This is a genomic window from Stutzerimonas sp. KH-1, from assembly GCF_054483855.1.
Genome location: NZ_CM137011.1, coordinates 2,832,849 through 2,853,648, shown reverse-complemented (window position 1 = coordinate 2,853,648; position 20,800 = coordinate 2,832,849). Strand labels below are relative to the sequence as shown.

17 protein-coding genes are annotated in these 20,800 nt (G+C 64.2%); 6 read left to right on the top strand and 11 right to left on the bottom strand.

The features are described from left to right. Positions 1-16 precede the first annotated feature (16 nt). From ACX1DW_RS13840 to ACX1DW_RS13795, 10 genes are all read right to left on the bottom strand, one after another. The gene (locus ACX1DW_RS13840) at positions 17-1,564 is read right to left on the bottom strand and encodes a SpoVR family protein (RefSeq protein ID WP_019405650.1); all 1,548 of its coding nucleotides are present in this window, start codon (positions 1,562-1,564) and stop codon (positions 17-19) included. Positions 1,565-1,574: 10 nt separating this feature from the next. Next, positions 1,575-2,846 carry a YeaH/YhbH family protein gene (locus tag ACX1DW_RS13835; protein ID WP_011911933.1) on the bottom strand — a complete coding sequence of 424 codons (1,272 nt, stop codon included), beginning with the start codon at positions 2,844-2,846 and terminating at the stop codon, positions 1,575-1,577. 82 nt (positions 2,847-2,928) lie between these two features. Then, entirely contained in the window at positions 2,929-4,851 is a 1,923-nt protein-coding gene (locus tag ACX1DW_RS13830) for a PrkA family serine protein kinase (RefSeq protein ID WP_014595743.1), read from the bottom strand. Positions 4,852-5,122: 271 nt separating this feature from the next. Beyond that, a complete protein-coding gene (gene glpE / locus ACX1DW_RS13825; RefSeq protein ID WP_011911935.1) occupies positions 5,123-5,452 on the bottom strand; it encodes a thiosulfate sulfurtransferase GlpE in 330 nt (109 codons plus the stop codon). Further along, on the bottom strand, positions 5,449-6,276 hold the full coding sequence (locus ACX1DW_RS13820; RefSeq protein WP_014595744.1) for a symmetrical bis(5'-nucleosyl)-tetraphosphatase: 828 nt from the start codon (positions 6,274-6,276) through the stop codon (positions 5,449-5,451). The genes glpE and ACX1DW_RS13820 overlap by 4 nt, the downstream gene beginning before the upstream one ends. Next, entirely contained in the window at positions 6,273-6,656 is a 384-nt protein-coding gene (gene apaG, locus ACX1DW_RS13815) for a Co2+/Mg2+ efflux protein ApaG (RefSeq protein WP_013981676.1), read from the bottom strand. The genes ACX1DW_RS13820 and apaG overlap by 4 nt, the downstream gene beginning before the upstream one ends. Before the next feature lie 33 nt (positions 6,657-6,689). Next, complete coding sequence (gene rsmA / locus ACX1DW_RS13810; RefSeq protein ID WP_014595745.1) at positions 6,690-7,484, bottom strand: 16S rRNA (adenine(1518)-N(6)/adenine(1519)-N(6))-dimethyltransferase RsmA; 795 nt, start codon at positions 7,482-7,484, stop codon at positions 6,690-6,692. A gap of 133 nt (positions 7,485-7,617) precedes the next feature. Beyond that, on the bottom strand, positions 7,618-8,607 hold the full coding sequence (pdxA, locus tag ACX1DW_RS13805; protein ID WP_458991710.1) for a 4-hydroxythreonine-4-phosphate dehydrogenase PdxA: 990 nt from the start codon (positions 8,605-8,607) through the stop codon (positions 7,618-7,620). A 109-nt stretch (positions 8,608-8,716) separates the two neighbouring features. After that, the gene (locus ACX1DW_RS13800) at positions 8,717-10,024 is read right to left on the bottom strand and encodes a peptidylprolyl isomerase (RefSeq protein WP_394375460.1); all 1,308 of its coding nucleotides are present in this window, start codon (positions 10,022-10,024) and stop codon (positions 8,717-8,719) included. Beyond that, entirely contained in the window at positions 10,005-12,773 is a 2,769-nt protein-coding gene (locus tag ACX1DW_RS13795; RefSeq protein ID WP_458991709.1) for an LPS-assembly protein LptD, read from the bottom strand. Before ACX1DW_RS13795 ends, ACX1DW_RS13800 begins: the two co-directional genes overlap by 20 nt. A gap of 128 nt (positions 12,774-12,901) precedes the next feature. Here ACX1DW_RS13795 and ACX1DW_RS13790 point away from each other — a divergent pair, with 128 nt between their 5' ends. From ACX1DW_RS13790 to ACX1DW_RS13780, 3 genes are read left to right on the top strand one after another with little or no spacing between them, the layout of a single operon-like run. Further along, a complete protein-coding gene (locus ACX1DW_RS13790; protein WP_200600390.1) occupies positions 12,902-13,921 on the top strand; it encodes an aminoglycoside phosphotransferase family protein in 1,020 nt (339 codons plus the stop codon). Continuing rightward, positions 13,918-14,589 carry an N-acetylmuramate alpha-1-phosphate uridylyltransferase MurU gene (murU, locus tag ACX1DW_RS13785; protein WP_200600388.1) on the top strand — a complete coding sequence of 224 codons (672 nt, stop codon included), beginning with the start codon at positions 13,918-13,920 and terminating at the stop codon, positions 14,587-14,589. The genes ACX1DW_RS13790 and murU overlap by 4 nt, the downstream gene beginning before the upstream one ends. Before the next feature lies 1 nt (position 14,590). Further along, a complete protein-coding gene (locus ACX1DW_RS13780) occupies positions 14,591-15,358 on the top strand; it encodes a DnaJ domain-containing protein (protein ID WP_200600386.1) in 768 nt (255 codons plus the stop codon). A gap of 5 nt (positions 15,359-15,363) precedes the next feature. Here ACX1DW_RS13780 and ACX1DW_RS13775 read toward each other — a convergent pair whose 3' ends face one another. After that, the gene (locus ACX1DW_RS13775) at positions 15,364-16,386 is read right to left on the bottom strand and encodes an alpha/beta hydrolase family protein (protein WP_458991708.1); all 1,023 of its coding nucleotides are present in this window, start codon (positions 16,384-16,386) and stop codon (positions 15,364-15,366) included. A gap of 96 nt (positions 16,387-16,482) precedes the next feature. Here ACX1DW_RS13775 and ACX1DW_RS13770 point away from each other — a divergent pair, with 96 nt between their 5' ends. The 3 genes from ACX1DW_RS13770 (at position 16,483) to ACX1DW_RS13760 (ending at position 20,784) form a co-directional block, all read left to right on the top strand. Continuing rightward, positions 16,483-18,900 carry a PAS domain-containing sensor histidine kinase gene (locus ACX1DW_RS13770; RefSeq protein WP_458991707.1) on the top strand — a complete coding sequence of 806 codons (2,418 nt, stop codon included), beginning with the start codon at positions 16,483-16,485 and terminating at the stop codon, positions 18,898-18,900. Further along, a complete protein-coding gene (locus tag ACX1DW_RS13765) occupies positions 18,897-19,526 on the top strand; it encodes a response regulator (protein ID WP_011911947.1) in 630 nt (209 codons plus the stop codon). The genes ACX1DW_RS13770 and ACX1DW_RS13765 overlap by 4 nt, the downstream gene beginning before the upstream one ends. A 148-nt stretch (positions 19,527-19,674) precedes the next feature. Then, a complete protein-coding gene (locus ACX1DW_RS13760; protein WP_458991706.1) occupies positions 19,675-20,784 on the top strand; it encodes an ABC transporter ATP-binding protein in 1,110 nt (369 codons plus the stop codon). The last annotated feature ends 16 nt before the right edge of the window (positions 20,785-20,800 follow it).

Below are 20,800 nucleotides of genomic sequence, written 5' to 3'. Positions count from 1 at the left end.
TTGCCCGCGACGTCGGTCAGGCGAAGTTCATGCCGGGGAAGCGGCTGTCGGTCTCCGTCTCGTTGCTGGCGCGCGGGGGCATGTGATGGGTGTTGACCAGCTTGTCGTCCTGCATCGATTGCAGGTGCACGTCGAACCCCCACAGCCGGTGCAGATGCTTGAGTACCTCGTCGGTGGATGCGCCCAGCGGCTTGCGGTCATGCTGCATGTGACGCAGGGTCAGCGAGCGATCACCGCGGCGATCGACGTTCCACACCTGCACGTTGGGTTCGCGGTTGCCGAGGTTGTACTGCGCCGCGAGCAATTCGCGAATGGTGTGGTAGCCACTTTCGTCGTGGATCGCCGGCACCAGCAGTTCGTCCTTGCGGTCGTCGTCGAGAATGCTGAACAGCTTCAGGTCGCGGATCACCTTGGGCGAGAGGAATTGTAGGATGAAGCTCTCGTCCTTGAAGTTGTTCATGGCGAATTTCACCGTGGTCAGCCAGTCGCTGCCGGCGATGTCCGGGAACCAGCGCTTGTCCTCTTCGGTCGGGTTCTCGCAGATCCGGCGGATGTCCTGGTACATGGCGAAGCCCAGGGTGTAAGGGTTGATGCCGCTGTAGTAGGGGCTGTCGAAGCCGGGCTGGTAGATGACGCTGGTGTGCGACTGCAGGAACTCCATCATGAAGCCGTCGGTGACCAGTCCTTCGTCGTAGAGGTCATTGAGCAGGGTGTAGTGCCAGAAGGTAGCCCAGCCCTCGTTCATCACCTGGGTCTGGCGCTGCGGGTAGAAGTACTGCGCGATCTTGCGAACGATGCGCACGATCTCCCGCTGCCAGGGTTCCAGCAGCGGCGCATGCTTCTCGATGAAGTAGAGGATGTTCTCCTGCGGCTCGGCCGGGAAGCGCTGGTTCCCGGCCTGCCCGTCGCCCTTGTCGGCGCCCTTGGGAATGGTTCGCCAGAGATCGTTGATCTGCCGCTGCAGATGCTCCTCGCGGTCCTTCTGCCGGCGCCGTTCTTCCTCGGCAGAGATGGGGTAGGGGCGCTTGTAGCGGTCGACGCCGTAGTTCATCAGCGCGTGGCACGAGTCGAGCAGGTCTTCCACCGCATCGATGCCGTGGCGTTCCTCGCACTGCATGATGTACTGCTTGGCGAACACCAGGTAGTCGATGATCGAGCTGGCGTCGGTCCAGGTGCGGAACAGGTAGTTGCCCTTGAAGAAACTGTTGTGGCCGTAGCTCGCATGGGCAATCACCAGTGCCTGCATGCACATGGTGTTCTCTTCCATGAGGTAAGCAATGCAGGGGTCGGAGTTGATCACGATCTCGTAGGCCAGCCCCATCTGGCCACGCTTGTAGTGCTTTTCGGTATGCAGGAACTGCTTGCCGTAGGACCAGTGGTGATAGCCCAGCGGCATGCCCACCGACGCATAGGCGTCCATCATCTGCTCGGCGGTAATCACCTCGATCTGGTTCGGATAGGTATCCAGCGCGTAGCGTTCGGCGATGCGGCCGATCTCGCGGTCGTATTGCCGGATCAGGTCGAAGGTCCATTCCGAGCCGGTGGAAATGGGCTGTCGTTTCATGCTGCACACCTCAGCTGGTCATGCGCCGCTGGAAGAGTTCGCGGAACACCGGATAGATGTCCGCGGCACTCACCAGTTGCTGTTGGGCGAACGCATCGGAAAAGGCTTCGGCGACCTGGTTGTATTCGTACCAGAGCGCCTGGTGTTCGCGCGGGGTGATTTCGACGTAGGTGAAGTACTGCACGAACGGCATGATCTGGTTGATCAGGATATCGCGGCACAGCGGCGAATCGTCGTTCCAGTTGTCGCCGTCGGAAGCTTGCGCGGCGTAGATGTTCCACTCGTTGGCCGGATAACGCTCGGCCATGATCTCCTGCATCATCTTCAGCGCGCTGGAAACGATGGTGCCGCCGGTTTCGCGTGAGTAGAAGAACTCTTCCTCGTCCACTTCCTTGGCACTGGTGTGGTGGCGAATGAACACCACGTCGATCTTGTCGTAGTTCCGCTTGAGGAACAGGTACAACAGGATGAAGAAGCGCTTGGCGATGTCCTTGGTGGACTGGGTCATCGAACCGGAAACGTCCATCAGGCAGAACATCACCGCCTTTGAGCTGGGGTTGGGATGCTTGACCAGCAGGTTGTACTTGAGATCGAAGGTGTCCAGAAATGGCACGCGGTTGATGCGCGCCTTGAGCCGTTCGATCTCTTCTTCGGCAGCCTTGATGTCGCCGAAATTGTGCGGCTCCTCCAGGCGCAGCCGTTCCAGCTCGGCCTTCAGCGCCCTGAGCTGGGCACGGCTGCTGCCCGATAGCGCAATGCGGCGTGCATGGGCCGAACGCAGGGTGCGGACGATGTTGATGCGCGACGGGTTGCCTTCGTTGGCGATGCCGGCGCGTACCGTCTTGAAGGTGTCCGTGCCGGTAAGGTGACGCTTGACCAGGTTGGGCAGCTCCAGGTCCTCGAACATGAAGTCGAGAAATTCCTCCTGGGTGATCTGAAAGACGAAGTCATCCATGCCTTCGCCGCTGTTGCTGGCCTGGCCTGCGCCTTGCCCACCGCCGCCACCCTGCGGCCTTGGAATGCGCTCGCCGGCGACAAACTCCTTGTTGCCGGGGTGGACGATGGTCTGGCGTCCGCCGCGGCCGTGGTGAAGTACCGGCTCATCGATGTCGCGTCCGGGGATGCTGATCTGTTCGCCGTGTTCCATATCGGTGATGGAACGACGGCCAACGGCTTCCTCCACCGCTTTCTTGATGTGCCCACGGTACCGCTGCAGGAAGCGCTGGCGGTTCACCGTGCTTTTGTTCTTGCCATTCAGGCGACGGTCGATCACGTAGCTCATAGGCCCTCCGGGCTAGGCTGAAAAGCATAGACCCGAAGTCGGAAGCGGAGCGTTCCGTTCCCGGCTTCAGGCTTCCAGCCGCTTACTGCGATTTACGCACCCGCAGATACCACTCGGAGAGCAGGCGAACCTGCTTCTCGGTATAGCCGCGCTCAACCATGCGCACGACGAAATCGTTGTGCTTCTTCTGGTCTTCCTTGCTGGCCTTGGCGTTGAAGCTGATGACCGGCAGCAGGTCCTCGGTGTTGGAGAACATCTTCTTCTCGATCACCACGCGCAGCTTCTCGTAGGACAGCCACGACGGGTTCTTGCCGTTGTTGTTGGCGCGGGCGCGCAGCACGAAGTTGACGATCTCGTTGCGGAAATCCTTCGGGTTGCTGATGCCGGCTGGCTTCTCGATTTTTTCCAGCTCTTCATTGAGCGCCACGCGGTTGAGGATTTCGCCGGTCTCCGGATCGCGGTATTCCTGATCCTGAATCCAGAAGTCGGCGTACAGCACGTAGCGATCGAAGATGTTCTGCCCGTACTCGCTGTACGACTCGAGGTAGGCGGTCTGGATCTCTTTGCCGATGAACTCGATGTAGCGCGGCGCCAGGTACTCCTTGATGAAGCGCAGGTAGCGCTCGCGCACCTCGGCGGGGAACTGTTCCTGCTCGATCTGCTGCTCCAGCACGTAGAGCAGGTGCACCGGGTTCGCGGCGATCTCGTGGGGGTCGAAGTTGAACACTTTGGAAAGAATCTTGAAGGCGAAACGGGTGGAAAGTCCGTTCATGCCCTCGTCGACGCCAGCGGCATCGCGGTATTCCTGGATCGACTTGGCCTTGGGGTCGGTGTCCTTGAGGTTCTCGCCGTCATAGACGCGCATCTTCGAATAGATGTTGGAGTTCTCTGGCTCCTTCAGGCGCGACAGCACCGAGAACTGCGCGAGCATCTTCAGCGTGTCCGGCGCGCAATGAGCCCTGGACAGCGAGCTGTTGGCCAGCAGCTTGTCGTAGATCTTGATCTCATCCGAGACGCGCAGGCAGTACGGCACCTTGACGATGTAGATGCGGTCGATGAAGGCCTCGTTGTTCTTGTTGTTGCGGAAGCTGTGCCACTCCGACTCGTTGGAGTGGGCCAGCAGGATGCCGCTGTAGGGAATCGCGCCCAGGCCCTCGGTGCTGTTGTAGTTGCCCTCCTGAGTCGCGGTCAGCAGCGGGTGCAAGACTTTGATCGGCGCCTTGAACATCTCGACGAATTCCATAAGGCCCTGGTTGGCCCGGCACAGCGCGCCCGAGTAGCTGTAGGCGTCGGCATCGTTCTGCGGGAATTCCTCGAGCTTGCGGATATCCACCTTGCCCACCAGCGAAGAGATGTCCTGGTTGTTCTCGTCACCCGGCTCGGTCTTGGCCACGGCGATCTGGTTGAGGATCGACGGATAAAGCTTGACCACGCGGAACTTGGAAATGTCGCCGCCGAATTCCTGCAGGCGCTTGGTGGCCCAGGGCGACATGATCGAGTTCAGGTAGCGCGGCGGGATGCCGTAGTCCTCCTCGAGGATCTGCGCGTCCTCCACCGGGTTGAACAGCCCCAACGGCGATTCGAAGACCGGCGAGCCCTTGATGGCGTAGAAGGGCACGCGTTCCATCAGTTGCTTGAGCTTTTCGGCCAGCGACGACTTACCGCCACCCACCGGGCCGAGGAGATAGAGGATCTGCTTCTTCTCTTCCAGGCCCTGTGCGGCGTGGCGGAAGTAGGAGACGATCTGGTCGATGCATTCCTCCATGCCATGGAAATCCTCGAAGGCCGGATAACGGCGGATCACCTTGTTGGAGAAGATGCGCGACAGTCGTGCGTCGGTGGAAGTGTCCACCAGTTCGGGCTCGCCGATCGCCATCAGCAGGCGCTCGGCTGCGCTGGCGTAGGTTCGTGGGTCCGCCTTGCACAGATCGAGGTATTCCTGGAGTGAATATTCCTCCTGGCGGGTCGCTTCGAAACGTTGCTGGAAGTGGCTGAAAATGCTCATGACTTCACCTCGATCGATGCACGAATAGGCGCGTCATCAGGCACTCTGGAGCACGGCCGAAGTGGCGGCCAGTGGAGTTCCCCCGAACACCTAATGGTCGAAACCCTGAATTCCGTCAGCCGTTTCCCGGCTTCGTTTATTTGGATGGCCTGAACTCAAGGATAGTTCGGATTCGGCAAGGTCAAGGTGCGCGAGGGGTTTTCGGCGCTGCCGTTCGGCTGACAACAGCGTCTGGGCCGCGGATGACGCGGCGTTGAGGCGAAATAATTTTTTACTGTTGTTCGTCGTGCTCGACGTCGCTGGGGTAGGTATGGCGCCAGAGCTCGAAGCCACCGTCGAGGCTGTAGACCTCGGAGAAGCCTTGGTTGACCAGGTAGGCGGCGGCGCTCTGGCTGGAGTGGCCGTGATAGCAGGTAACGATCAGTGGATGGTCGAGGTCGGCCGCAGCGATGAAGTCCGGCAGCGAATGGTTGTCCAGGTGCCGCGAGCCGCTGATATGGCCGTTGGCAAAGCTGTGCGGGTCGCGGATATCGACGATGACCGCGCCTGCATTGCGCATGGCGTGGGCCTGTTCCGGCGGGATGCGTTTGAAGTCGGTCATGCGGGTTTCCCGTGTTCGCATTCGCAGCGATGCATTTCGCCGCTGTCGAGGTTCATCAGGGTCATGGCGTTGCCCCAGACGCAGCCGGTGTCCAGCGCGAAGACGTTCGGCTCGTCGCACTGGCCTTCCAGTGCGGCCCAGTGGCCGAAGATCAGCTTGACGTTGCGGGTCTTGCGGCTGGCGTGACTGAACCAGGGCGCGTAGCCGGCTGGCGCGCTGTCGGCACCTTCCTTGGCGTCCAGGTCGAGCGTGCCGTCGGCCTTGCAGAAGCGCATGCGGGTGAAGTAGTTCGTGATCAGGCGCAGGCGCGGCACTCCGTGCAGCTCCTTGTTCCACTTCGCCGGCTGGTTGCCATACATGCCGTCGAGGAAGGGCAGCAGCAATGCGTCGTCCTGCAGCGCCTGCTCAACCTCGGCGGCGCGACGCAGGGCCTTTTCCAGCGACCACTGCGGCGGGATGCCGGCGTGCACCATGGCGGTATGCCGTTCGGCGTCATAGTGAATGAGTTTCTGCTGGCGCAACCAGTCGATCAGGTCGGTGCGATCCGGAGCGTCGAGGATCGCCTGCAGGGTGTCGGACTTGCGCATGCGCTCGATGTTATGGGCCACCGCCAGCAGGTGCAGGTCGTGGTTGCCCAGCACGGTGATCGCGGAGGATTCGAGGTCGCGCACGAAACGCAGGGCTTCCAGCGACTGCGGCCCGCGGTTGACCAGATCACCGGCCAGCCACAGACAATCCCGCGAGGGGCTGAAGTCGACCCGCTCCAGAAGGCAGGTCAGGGGTTCGAGGCAACCCTGCAGGTCGCCGACGGCATAGGTCGTCAATGCAATGCTCCGGGTACGGCAAGGCGGAACGGTGCGATGACGGCATCGAAGCTGTGACCGTCCTCGGCCACCATCTGATAGCTGCCCTGCATGCTGCCGACACAGGTCGGCAGCAACGTTCCGCTGGTGTAGACGTGGTGCTCGCCCGGTGCGATCAACGGTTGTTCGCCGATGACGCCGGCGCCACGCACTTCCTGCACGTGGCCGTCGCCGTCGGTGATGATCCAGTGTCGCGACAGCAGCTGCGCCGCCACCTCGCCTTTGTTCTCGATGGTTACGGTGTAGGCAAAGGCATAGCGGTTTTGTTCCGGCTCGGATTGCGCGGCCAGATAGCGGGGCGTGACGCTGACGTCGATGCGGTAGCGTGGGTCTTCGGTCATGGTCAGCTCGCGGGAGGCGCCAGGGCGGATGCCCTAGCTGCGCTCGGTCAGTTGATCGGAAAGGCGGACGAAGGCCGCCAGGTCCAGCTGTTCGGGGCGCAGACTGCCATCTACGCCCGCTGCCTCGATGGCTTCGCCATCCAGCAGGCCCTTGAGGGTGTTGCGCAGGGTCTTGCGCCTTTGATTGAACGCCTCGCGAACGACGCGCTCGAGCTGGCGGTGATCGCGCGCCGGATGAGGCAGCGTCTCGTGCGGCACCAGGCGAACGATCGCCGAATCGACCTTCGGTGCCGGGTTGAAGGCACCCGGGCCGACGTTGAACAGATGCTCCACCCGGCAGTGATACTGCACCATGATCGACAGCCGCCCCCAATCACCGCCGCCAGGTTGCGCGGCCAGCCGCTCGACCACTTCCTTTTGCAGCATGAAGTGCATGTCGCGGATCAGGCCGGCGTGCTCGAGCAGGTGGAAGATCAACGGCGTGGAAATGTTGTAGGGCAGGTTGCCGACGATACGCAGGCTGGCTGGCTCGCGGCTGAGCTGGGCGAAGTCGAATTTCAGCGCATCGCCCTGGTGCAGGGCGAAATTGCTTCGCTCGGCGAAGCGGCTCTGGAGAATCGGGATCAGGTCGAGATCGAGCTCGACCACATCCAGATGGGCGCCGCTGTCGAGCAACCCCTCGGTGAGGGCACCCTGCCCGGGACCGATCTCCACCAGTCGCTCACCCGGCTTGGCGTGGATCGCCCGCAGAATGCGGTGGATCACGCCGGCGTCGTGCAGGAAGTTCTGGCCGAAGCGTTTGCGCGCGCGGTGTTGGTAGTCGGACATGAAGGCAGCTCCAGGCTTCAAGCCGCAAGCGTCAAGCAAGAGCGTAAAGCGAAAAATGAAAGGAGCGAAGCTTACCAGCTGAGTCGCCGGGCCGGCACCCATTGCGAGACGGATGCCGGGGTGGACCGGCTTCCTAAGCTGCGCCCGACATCTGGTAGGCCGTTTCCAGCGCGACCTGCAGGCTGCCGATGTCGACGCGGCCGGTCCCGGCCAGGTCCAGCGCGGTGCCGTGGTCGACGGAGGTGCGTACGATCGGCAGGCCGAGGGTGACGTTGACCGCTGCGCCAAAGCCCTTGTACTTGAGCACAGGCAGGCCCTGATCGTGATACATCGCCAGCACTGCATCGCAGTGTTCGAGGTGCTTGGGGGTGAACAACGTGTCGGCTGGCAGTGGGCCGATCAGCTCGATGCCCTCCTCGCGCAGACCCGCCAGCGTCGGCTCGATGACTTCGATTTCCTCGCGCCCCAGGTGGCCGCCTTCCCCGGCATGGGGATTCAGGCCACAGACCAGAATGCGCGGGCGGGCGATACCGAACTTGCTCACCAGGTCCGCGTGCAGGATGCGCGTGACCCGCTGCAGACGCTCGGCGGTGATCGCATCGGCGACATCCCTGAGCGGCAGGTGGGTGGTCACCAGCGCCACACGCAGGCCGCGCGTGGCGAGCATCATTACCACCTGTTCGGTGTGGGTCAGCTCCGCGAGAAATTCCGTATGCCCGGAGAAGGCGACACCGGCTTCGTTGATCACGCCTTTGTGCACGGGGGCGGTGATCATGCCGGCGAAACTGCCGTCCAGACAGCCGCGTCCGGCGCGGGTCAACGTCTCCAGCACATAGTGGGCATTGCGCGGGTCGAGCTGGCCGGCCGTCACTGTGGTGGCGAGCGGTGTGTCCCATACGTACAGACAGTTGGCAGGCGCGGGGTGGCCTGGCCAGTTCTGCGGTCCGGCATCGCGCAGTTCGATGTGCAGTCCAAGCTGTACAGCGCGCTCGGCCAGCAGCGCGCGGCTGGCGATGGCTACCAGTGGCTGCGGTTGCGCCTGGCGTGCCAGCAACAGGCACAGATCCGGGCCGATGCCGGCCGGTTCGCCGGGGGTCAGAACGAAGGAGCGGGACGTGGACATCGAAATTCTCCGCTAGGCATCTGGCGGTGATCCGCCGGAAATGAAAACGGGGTGGCGACCCTTCGGTCATCACCCCGCCTTCCTGTTGCTCTTAGGTGCAGCGTGCAGTTTAGAGCTTGATCTCGACGTAGGCCTCGTCGCGGATCTGGCGCAGCCAGGCCTGCAGTTCTTCATCGTACTTGCGGTTGCGCAGCAGGCTCAGCGCCTGTTGCTCGCGGAACTGCTCGCTGGTGTCGGTCGCGCGGCGGCCGAGCACCTCCAGGATGTGCCAGCCATAGGGCGACTTGAACGCCTGGGACAACTCGCCACTGGCGGTATCTGCCATGACTTCGCGGAACTCGGGTACCAGAGAAGCCGGGTCGATCCAGTTCAGGTCGCCGCCGTTGAGCGCCGAGCCCGGGTCTTCGGAGAAGCTCTTGGCCAGCTCGGCGAAATCCTCGCCGGCCTCGATGCGGTCACGCAGGCGCTGCACCAGCAGGCGTGCTTCTTCTTCGCTACGGATCGCGCTCGGCTTGATCAGGATGTGGCGGACATGCACTTCGTCGCGTACCTGGGTTTCGCCACCACGCTTGTCCAGCAGCTTGACCATGATGAAGCCTGGCGGCGTGCGCACCGGTTGGGTCACTTCGCCGACCGCCAGCTCCTGAACCGCGGTGTCGAACGGCGGTGGCAGCTGAGCCGCTTTGCGCCAGCCCATGTCGCCGCCCTCGAGAGCGTTCTCGCTGGCCGAGCGGGATACGGCCAGGCGAGCGAAATCGGCGCCCTGCTGCAGCTGCTGATAGGTATCCATTGCAGTGCGTTCGGCTGCCTGGATGGTGGCGGCATCAGCAGATTCCGGAACCGGAATCAGGATGTTGGCGAGGTGGTACTCCTCCGACAGCTGCAGCTTGCCGAGGTCCGAGGCGAGGAAGTTCTGCACTTCCTGGTTGGACACCTGGATGCGTTCGGCAACGCGACGCTGGCGCACGCGGCTGATGATCATCTCGCGGCGGATCTGCTCGCGGGCGGTTTCCAGGCTCAGGCCATCACGGGTCAGCGCCTCGCGGAACTGCTCCAGTGACATGTTGTTGCGCTGGGCGATGGTGCCCATGGCCTGGTTGAGTTCTTCGTCGGAGATGCGGATGCCGGAGCGCTCACCGATCTGCAACTGCAGGTTCTCGGTGATCAGGCGCTCAAGCACCTGCTGCTGCAGGACGTCGGTCGGCGGCGCATCGGCGCCGCGCTTTTCGATGGTCTGCTGGACTTCGCGCATGCGCTGATCCAGTTGGCTTTGCATGATGACGTCGTTATCGACGATCGCCACCACGCGATCCAGTGGTTGAACCTGGGCGAGGGCCGCAGGCGCGAGGGTCGCACCGCTCAGCAGCAGTGCGCCGAGCGCGAGCGGGCGCAGTACTTCAGAAAGCTTGATCTTCACGTTCACGGTAGCCTTGGATGCCTTCGTCGAGGAAAGTTTCAGTCGCATTGCCGACTACGCCGCCGAGTCCCTTGAGGACGATCTGCAGGAAAATGCCGCGGTCGGGCTCGTCGTTGCGTTCGGGGTTGAGGCTGGTCTCGTCGTAGTCGATCCAGTAGCGATTGATCAGGCGCAGCTTCCAGCAGCAGCTGTCGTACTCGAAGCCACCGAAGGCTTCCAGTGTGCGGCTGCGGCTGTAGTCATGCTGCCAGCGGGCAATGACGCTCCATTGCGGGACCACCGGCCAGATGACCGAGAAGTCGTGCTGGTTGATCTTGTAGTAATCCTTGATGTACTCCGGGGTGCCTGGCGTGCCGTAATCGCCGCCATAGGTCCATTCGCCGGTCGCCTGGTCGAAACGCATGGTGTCGTTGCGATAGCGATAGCCGAGGTTGACGATCTTGCCCGGGTTGTCGGCCGGCTGGTAATGCCACATGGCGCTGCCGGAGCGGGTGCTGTGGCTGTCCGGATCCCAGTTGAAGGTCGAGGTGAAGCGCCAGTCGCGGTTGTAGCGGTACATGTATTCCAGCGCGTACGGCGACACGTCGGAGGTGGCGCTGGCGCGCTCGCGATAGTCGATGCCGCGCAGCTGTACCTTGCGGTCCTCGAAATAGAATGCCTGGCCGATGCTGAAGCGCTGGCGCTCGAAGCCGTTGGGCTCGACCCAGCGGCTGGTGACACCGAGCGAAACCTGATTGGCGTCGCCGATGCGATCCTTGCCGGAGAAGCGATTTTCGCGCCACAGAGAGGAATAACTGAAGCTGCTCTCGCTGGTATCGAAGATCGGGATATCGTCCTGATCTTCCTCCGGTACGTAGAGATAGAACAGGCGCGGCTCGAGAGTCTGGCGATAGTCTTTGCCGAACCACTGGGTGTCGCGGTCGAAGTACAGGCCGCTGTCAACGCTGAGAATCGGCACGCTGCGGTTCTGGCTGCTGTCGAACGATTCGTAGCTTGCCAGTGTGCTCTGGCCCCGGCTGTCCAGGTCCAGGTCGTATTGGGTGTAGGCATATTTCAGCGAAGGCTTGAGGAAGCCCCAGGACCAGTTCAGCGGCAGGCTGACGCCAGGCTCAAGGTGCAGGCGTTCGCCTTCCGCACGGGTCAGGCCACGCAGGCGATCGTCATACCACTGCTCCGGATTGCCATCTTCGTTGATGAAGTTGCCGTCACGCAGGCTGCGTTGGAAGCTGACGAACTCGGTCTTGTAGGCGAAGTTCAAGCCGCCCGGCTGGAAGGGCAGGCGTCCGTCCAGGGTCAGCTGCGGCAGGCGCTCGTACGGCGTGATGTCGGCCACTGTGGCACGCTCATAGGCGTGCATGTTCAAGCGCGCGGTATAGGTGTCGCCGCGGTAGGAGAGTGTGCCGCGCTGATCGAGATGATCAGGTTGGTCGATGTTGAGGTTGGTATCCAGATCCTGGAAGTAGTAAGGATCGCTGATATCGGTGTAGTCCACCTCGGCGAGCCAGCGCGAATCCAGACCAGTACGGTTTTGCCAGCTGTACATCCAGCGCTGGTCCTCGTACTCGGACTGCAGCTTGCGGTCGTCGTTGCTGTCGTCCAGGTAGGCGGCGCCGAACTGGCCCTCGCTGCTGCGCGTCAGGTAGCGGAACTCGCCTTCCATCAGCAGGCCGCGGTCGGTCATCAGATGCGGATACAACGTGGCGTCGAAATTCGGCGCCAAGTTGAAGTAATAGGGCGTCTGCAGCGAGAAGCCGTTGTCGCTGGACGAGCCGATGCTCGGTGCGAGAAAGCCGGACTGGCGACGATCATCGATGGGGAAGTGGATATAAGGGGTGTAGAACACCGGAATATCCTTGACCCGCAGCGTCACGTTGGTGGCCGAACCGAAGCCGGTAGCCGGGTTCAGGGTGACGTTGTTGCCCTTCAGGTGCCAGCTGTTCTCGCCCGGCTCGCAGCTGGTGTAGGTGCCGTCCTTCAGGCGGATGATTGCGGTTTCCTCACGCTTGGCGTACTGCGCGCTGCCGCGGACCTTGCCAGAGTGCACCACGTATTCGGCGTTCTCCACCTTGGCTTCGCCGCTGTCGAGGAAGATCTCGGCGCGGTCGCCGACCAGCAGTGCATCGCGGTCGCGAAAGCGCACGTTGCCGGTCAGCTCGCCGCGGTTCTCCAACTGGTGCAGGCTGGCTTCGTCCGCCTCGACCTGAATGCTGCCCTGGCGCAGGACCACATCGCCAGCTAGGGTGGCGATCTCCTGCTCCTGCTCGTAGCGGGTGGCCTTGGCCGACACGTAGGTGGGCGCTTCGCTCATCGGCGTGGTGTCGAATTTGCCTGGACGGTCCGGCTCGACATAGGTGCCTGCGCAGTACGGGCCGGTTTCGGCGAGCTGAGCAGGCGTCAGCTGATCGCGTGGCACCCAGTCCAGATGGCTATAGTCGGCGCTGCGCGAGGCCAGCGCGCGGCCCTTGCTCTCGGTGACCAGCTTGGTCGTGGCGGTCGGCTCTTGCGTCTTGGCAGTGGCTGACTTGGCTGTCCCCGTCGTGCTCACGACGCTGCCGCTATGGGTCGGGCGCGGTGGCAGTGCGGGGCTGGCTGCGTTGGAGGCACAGTTCCAGCCACCGGATGCGTCCGGCTGGCAGGCGAACTGTTCGGCGGCGATGACAAAAGGAACAGCTACCGGTTGCAATGCAAGCAGACCGCCAGTAACCAATAGAGGGAATTTTTTACGAAACGCGGGGTATTTGACTGCCATCTTGTTTTTTGGTCCGTGCTTGCGGCGAGCCATCGGCCGGCTGGGCCGCACGCCTCTCGATGGGCTGAGAAAGATGCAGGATAATAAAGCATGACCCGCCTATCGGCTAGCGCCGTGGAGACCCCTGGATGCCGCATCAAGATCAACGTCTGCTGGACCTCAGCGCCTGGCTGGACCAGCAACTACCGGAACTCTTTGCCCGTTGCGGCTGGGGCGAAGTACCGACCGCGGAGCTCACCGCGGCGAGCAGCGATGCCAGTTTTCGTCGTTACTTCCGCTGGCAAGGCGGCGAGCGCAGCCTGATCGTGATGGACGCGCCGCCACCTCAGGAAGACTGCCGTCCCTTCGTCAAGGTGGCGCAGATGCTGGACGAAGCCGGTGTGCATGTACCGCAGGTGCTGGCGGCCGATCTGGATCGCGGCTTCCTGCTGCTGACCGACCTCGGACGCCAGACCTATCTGGACGTGATCGACGCGGGTAACGCCGATCAGCTGTTCGACGATGCCATCGAGGCGCTGCTCAAGTTCCAGCTGCAGCCGGTCGCGCAGTCGATGCCGGCCTATGACGAGACCTTGCTGCGGCGTGAGCTGCAGCTGTTCCCCGAATGGTACGTGCAGCGCCACCTGGGCCATGCGCTCAGCGAAGCGCAGCAGGGCGCGTGGGAGCGCATCTGCCGGCTGCTGATCGACTCGGCCCTGGCGCAACCACGGGTTCTGGTGCATCGCGACTACATGCCGCGCAACCTGATGATCAGTGAGCCCAACCCTGGCGTCCTGGACTTTCAGGATGCGGTGCTCGGCCCGGTCAGCTACGACATCACCTCGCTGTTCAAGGACGCCTTCCTCAGCTGGCCCGAGCCGCAGGTACGGGCGTGGCTGGAAGCCTATTGGGGCCGTGCCCGTGCGGCGGGCGTGGCGCTGCCCGAGTCGTTCGAGGAATTCCTGCGCGCCAGCGATCTGATGGGGGTGCAACGTCACCTCAAGGTGATCGGCATCTTCGCCCGAATCTGCCATCGCGACGGCAAGCCCCGTTATCTCGCCGATGTGCCGCGTTTCTTCGCCTATATCGAGGCCGTGCTGGTGCGGCGGCCGGAGCTGGGCGAGTTGCGGCAGCTGATCGCCGAGCTGTCAAAGGCGCCGCAGGCATGAAGGCCATGATCCTCGCCGCAGGCAAGGGCGAGCGCCTGCGTCCCTTGACCCTGCACACGCCCAAGCCGCTGGTGCGCGCCGCCGGCGTGCCGCTGATCGAGTATCACGTTCGCGCGCTGGCGGCTGCCGGCTTCGTCGAACTCGTCATCAACCATGCCTGGCTCGGCCAGCAGATCGAGGACTACCTCGGCGATGGCAGCCGCTTCGGCGTGGCGATCCGCTATTCGGCCGAAGGCGAGCCGCTGGAGACCGGCGGCGGAATCCACCGGGCTCTGGGCCTGCTTGGCGATGAGCCATTCCTGGTGGTCAACGGCGATATCTGGACCGACTACGATTTCGCCCGGCTACGCAAACCGCTCGATGGGCTGGCCCACCTGGTGTTGGTCGACAATCCGCCTCACAACCCCGGCGGCGATTTCCGCCTGGCCGCCGAGCGTGTCGCGACAGCCGAAGGGGAGGGCGAGGCGCTGACCTACAGCGGCATCTCGGTGCTGCATCCGGCCTTGTTCGAGGGCTGTCAGGCGGGTGCGTTCAAGCTCGCGCCCCTGCTGCGGCGTGCCATGGTTGCTGAGCGAGTGAGCGGCGAGCGTTTCGGTGGATCCTGGGTGGACGTGGGTACGCACGAGCGGCTGGCGGATGTCGAGCGGATACTCGAGGCTCGGCGCTGAGATGTTCTGGCCCATCACCCTGTTGGGGCTGTTGATCGGCTGGTTGCTCGCCAGCATCCCTGGTGCGCTGCTCGGTGGTCTGCTGGGGCAGGTAGTCGATCGTCGCCTGGGCCTAGATTCATGGGCCAGCTTGCGTGAGCGCCTGGCTGGCAAATCGGCGCTGAAGGGCAATGAGCTGCTGTTCTTTCTGCTCGGGCGCCTGGCCAAAAGTGGCGGGCGGGTCAGTCCTGCGCATATCCAGGCGGCACGCGAGGAGATGCGCCGCCAGAGCCTCGATGCGTCGGGGCAGCAGCGGGCCATCGCCGCGTTCAATCGCGGCAAGGCCAGCGGCGATGGCTTGCGCGTGACCCTGCAGCGGCTACGTGGGCAGCGTGAGGAGGGGCGGCGCCTGATCCAGGCCTGTTGGCGCATGGCCCGAGCCCAGGGAAGCATGGGCGCACGTGAGCATGAACTGGTGCTGCTCTGGGGCAAGTGGCTGGGTTGGAATGCTGCCGAAGTGGCGGCGCTCGATCAGGGCGCGGCGCGGCGCAACGAAGCGCCAGCCGGGCGCGGTGGAGCCTACGAGCAGGCCCTGCAGCTACTGGGCGTGCGTCAGGACAGCGACCCGCAGTTGATCAAACGGGCGTATCGCCGCCTGCTGAGCAAGCATCACCCGGACAAGCAGGCTGGCGCGGGAGCGAGCCCGGCGCAAGTTCGCGAAGCGACCGAGCGCACCCGCGAGCTGCACAGCGCCTATGCGTTGATTCGCGAGCGCCGCGGTTTTCGCTGAGCCGGTCAGCGCACCGGCTTGCGCTCGAGCCAGCCGCGCACCCGGCGCACCAGCTGCTCCTGATCGGCGTCGCGACCGCCACCCAGGTTCGGCAGGGCGACCTGTCGATAATCCGGATGCCCGGCACGACGCGCCGCATTGCGTCGTTGCAGCGCCTGCTGTTTCGCAGCTGCACGGGTACTGGTATAGAAGTCGCCAATGCCCACTGGCAACGCCGCGAAAAGGCTCTCCAGCGGCTGTTCCGCCTGCAACGGCGCGCGCGGATCGATCACCACGATTTGCCCGACATCCTTTGGCTGACGCTGCGCCAGGTACTGGCTCGCCCAGTAGGCACCGGTGCCATGGCCGAGCAGAACGATCATGGGCGCCTGCAGTGTGCGCGCATGCTCGATGGCAGCATGCAGGCGCGCCAGCATGCGCTCGGCATCCGTTGGCGGCGGGGTGTCCTGCTCGGCTTGTGGCGGCGTCGAGTCGTCGTTGTCCGTGGCTGCCGTCTGCTCGGGCAAGTAGCCTGCCGAAGTCGTTTGTGCCGCGGCTTGGGCATCGCTGGCGTCAGGCTCGGCGCCTTTCTCCGTGTCGGACTTTTCTTCCGCAGTCGGGGCTTCGGTCACTGGCGGGCGCGGGCCAGGGCTCAACGTCGAGTCCGTGGGCGTCAGGCTCAGGGTGTGCCAGCCGTGCTCGGGAAGGCCGCGTCGTAGCGGTCCGACTGCGCGTGGCCAATCGGCGGTTTCGCCTTCGCTTGGCACGATGACGAGCACGCCACGGGCCTTTGGAGTGTTGGCCGGCTGCCAGAGCGCGAGGAACTTGTCCTCGTCGCCCAGCTGCAGCTGGGCTGCGGCGTCGAGCTGTCGTTGCAGCCCTTCGGCCAGCGCCGCGCCGCGTGTTTGTGGTGATGGACGTGGCGTTGCGGCTGGCTCGTCCGCCGGTGCTTCCTGCGGCGTCTCTGGTTCCTGCGCCGCGGCCATGTACGGCACGCCGCCGCCAAGCGCGACGCCGAACAAAAGCACTAGAGCAGGCAAGCGACGCATGGTTTGTCTCCGCTATGGGTGTCGGCACCACGCTGGCGCCGGCAGGGGTTATGCATTACAACAGCGTGTCGGCACGCCCATCAATTGCGTGAATATATGCTCGCCTTAACCCTGCGTTTCCTTCTTCTCATTGGACTGGTGCTGTCTTTTACCGCCGGTGCCGTGACGCTTGAGGACGACAGTCGTGCCTGGCTGGAGCAGCATCCGGAGTGGCGCGTCGGGGTGGTGATGGGCGCTCCCTACGCCGAATATGACCAGCGCCAGCGGCGCCTGTCAGGCTTTCATGTGCAGCTGATGGAGCATCTGGCAGATGACCTCGGCGTGCGCCTGCAATGGCGCCGCTTCGCTGACGAAGACGCGCTGGAGAAGGCCGCGCGCGAAGGCCTCATCGATGTGGCTCCGGGCTTGCGCCAGACGCCGGCTGGCCTGCGCCTGTGGCGTTACAGCGATCCCTTCCTGCGCATTCCGCGCTTGCTCGTCGGTGACCGTGGCGGTCCGCGTGCCATCGATCTGGAGTACCTGCACCCTCGCGAACTGGTTGCCGCCGTCGGGCCGGGCCCGATTACCGAGTTCCTCGCCAGCAACTATCCCAATATCACCGTGCTGACCGCGACCAGCCAGGCCGATGCGCTGCGTCAGGTGCTGGAAGCCAAGGCCAGTTATGCCGTCATCGACGAGCCGGTGTTCGGCCGCCTGTCGCAGCAGGTGGAGTACGACTCGCTGGCGGTGGTTGGTGATCTGGGCAACCCGCAGCTGCTGCGTATCGCCTCGCGGCGTGACAGCCCCGAACTCGCTGCCGTGCTCGAGGCGGCGATACGGCAGTTTCCGGCGCGGGAATTCAGTCAGCTGCAGGAGCAGTGGCTCAAGACCCGCAGCATCGACCTCGGTCGCGAGGTCAGTTACTGGCGCAGTCTCAGCCTGCTGCTCGGCGTCCTGCTGCTGGCCTGCCTGCTGATGCTGGCCTGGCAACGGCGCCAGCACGGCCTGCTGGAAAGTCGATTGAAGACCGCCCGCCGTGACATCGAGCTGCGCGAGGCGGCCGAGGAAGCGCAGCGGTTGACGCAGTTCTGTCTCGATCACAGCACTGTCGGCATCCTCTGGCTCAACTGGGACAGCCGAGTGCGCTACGCCAATCAGGCCGCCGAACTGCTGCTCGGGCATTCGTCCGGTGGCTTGCTCGACCTGCCGCTGGAAACCTTCGACCCGGCGCTGGGCATGGATGCCTGGCTGGCGCGTTGGCGGGCCGCGCGCACGGGCGAAGACGACCGCCAGGTGCATGAATGCGAGTGGCAGCGCGCCGACGGCCAGCGCTTTCCGGCGGCGGTCACCTACAGCTTCCTGCGCTTCGGCAGCCGCGAATACCTGGTGGTCTTTCTCGCCGACATCACCGAGCGCCGCCGCGCCAGCGCCCAACTGCAGGAGAGCGAGGCGCGCCTGAAGGCCATGGCGGGCAACGTGCCGGGCTTGGTGTTTCGCCTGGAGCGCGACGGGCCGCAGGCGCCGGTTCGGGTCGCCTATATCAGCGAAGCCAGCCAGCGCCTGGTGGGCTACTCCGCCGAGCGCCTGTTGCAGCCGGGGCAGGGCATCCGCAGCCTGGTGCACGCCGATGACGAGGCCGGCTACTGGGCCAGCCAGCAGCTGGCGCTGGAGAAAAGCCAGGACTGGCGCTGGCAGGGGCGCATTCTCAATCGCGATGGCGAGGTGCGCTGGGCCGATATCCGCGCCTCCGTGCGCGGCCAGCCGGATGGCCGCCAGGTGTGGGACGGTATCGTCTGGGACATCACCGAGAACAAGCGCATCGAGCTGGAGCTGGATGCCTCGCGCGCGCAATTGCGCCAGCTGGCCGCGCACCTGGAGACGGTGCGCGAGGAGGAGAAGGCGCACATCGCGCGCGAGGTGCATGACGAGCTGGGCCAGGTGCTGACCGTGCTGAAGCTCGAGACCTCGATGTGCGAGCTGGGCTTCGCCGAGCTCGATCCGGCGCTGGCGCAGCGCCTGGACAGCATGAAGCGGCTGATCGCCCAGCTGTTCCAGCGGGTGCGCGACGTGGCAACGGCGCTACGCCCGCCGATCCTCGACGCCGGCATTGCTTCTGCGGTGGAGTGGCAGGCGCGGCGCTTCGAGGAACGCAGCGGCGTGGCCTGCCTGGTCGAGGTGCCCGAGTGTCCGCCCGCGCTGGGCAATGCCAAGGCCATCGGCCTGTTCCGTATCCTTCAGGAGTCATTGACCAACGTGATGCGCCATGCCCGCGCACAAACGGTCAGCGTGCAGCTGCAGCTCGAGGGCGACCTGCTCTGCCTGCGTGTCAGCGATGACGGCTGTGGCTTCGCCGACGCGGCGCGCAGCGCGGGCAGCTCGTTCGGCCTGGTGGGCATGCGCGAGCGCATCCAGATGCTCGGCGGCCAGCTCTGCATCGACAGCCAGCCCGGCGAGGGCACTACCATCACGGCGCGGGTCCCGCTGGACCCCCTGCCACTTCCTTCACCTGCAAGCACTGGAGCACTGCCGTCATGATCAGGGTCATGGTCGCCGAGGATCACACCATCGTCCGTGAGGGCATCAAACAGTTGATCGGTATGGCGCGCGACATGCAGGTGGTCGGCGAGGCCGCCAACGGCCAGCAGCTGCTCGACCAGCTGCGCCAGGTCAGCTGCGACGTGGTGCTGCTGGACCTTTCCATGCCCGGCGTCAACGGCCTCGAGGCGATCCCACGGATTCGCGCGCTGAGCCAGCCGCCGGCTGTGCTGGTGCTGTCGATGCACGACGAAGCGCAGATGGCGGCGCGGGCACTGAAGATAGGTGCCGCCGGCTACGCGACCAAGGACAGCGAGCCGGCGCTGCTGCTGACTGCCTTGCGCAAGGTGGCCGGTGGCGGGCGCTACATCGATCCGGCACTGGCCGACCGCATGGTCTTCGAGGTCGGTCTGACCGATTCGCGGCCGCCCCATGCATTGCTTTCCGAGCGCGAGTACTCGGTGTTCGAACGCCTGGTGCAGGGCGATTCGGTAAACGACATCGCCGGCAAGCTGGCCCTGAGCAGCAAGACAATCAGCACCCACAAGGCCCGCCTGATGCAGAAGCTGGCCGCGCATTCCGTGGCCGACCTGGTGCGCTACGCCATGGAGCACAAGCTGGTCTGAGCTCCCGCCCGCCGACCCGTCTGTAGGGCGTTCCCTACACGCGACTCTCCTGCACGCCTAGGGCAATCGCTCCGCTGCACCGATTTTTCCGCCGCCGCTGCGCTTCTACGCTGTGGCCACGGTTCAACGGTTAGGCAGGTGCAGCAGCATGGTCGAGTCAACGACGAACGATATCCTGGTGAGCTTTCGCGGCGTCCAGAAGAGTTATGACGGCGAGTCGCTGATCGTCAGGGATCTGAACCTGGATATCCGCCGCGGCGAATTCCTCACCCTGCTCGGGCCGTCCGGCTCGGGCAAGACCACCAGCCTGATGATGCTGGCCGGTTTCGAGACGCCCACCGCGGGGGAGATTCTCCTCAATGGCCGGGCGATCAACAACGTGCCGCCGCACAAGCGCGACATGGGCATGGTGTTTCAGAACTACGCGCTGTTCCCGCACATGACCGTGTCGGAAAACCTGGCGTTCCCGCTCAGCGTGCGCGGCATGGCCAAGCCGGACATCAAGGAGCGGGTCAAGCGCGCGCTGGCGATGGTCCAGCTGGAGGGCTTTCGCAACCGCTATCCGGCGCAGCTTTCCGGTGGCCAGCAGCAGCGCGTGGCGCTCGCCCGCGCGCTGGTGTTCGAGCCGCAGCTGGTGCTGATGGACGAACCGCTGGGCGCGCTGGACAAGCAGCTGCGCGAGCAGATGCAGATGGAGATCAAGCACCTGCACGAGCGCCTCGGCGTCACCGTGGTGTACGTCACCCACGACCAGGGCGAGGCGCTGACCATGTCCGATCGGGTGGCGGTGTTCCATCAGGGCCAGATCCAGCAGATCGAAGACCCGCGCACCCTGTACGAAAAGCCGGTGAACACCTTCGTCGCCAACTTCCTTGGCGAGAACAACCGCCTGCCGGCGCATCTGCTCGACCGCCGTGGCGATAGCTGCACGGTCAAGCTCGGCCGCGGCGAGACCGTCGAGGCGCTGGCCGTCAACGTCGGCGCGACGGGGTCGCCGGTCAGCCTGTCGATCCGCCCGGAGCGGGTGCTGCTCAACGGCGCCAGTGCCAACTGCCCGAACCGCTTCACCGGGCGCGTTGCCGAGTTCATCTACCTGGGCGACCACATCCGTATCCGTCTCGAGGTATGCGGGGTCAACGACTTCTTCGTCAAGCAGCCGATCGCCGAGTTCGACAGCGCCCTGCGGGTCGGTGACGTGGTGCCGATCGGCTGGCATGTCGAGCACGTTCGCGCGCTCGATCCACTGCAGGCGGCTTGAAGCGAAGCGAACAAGA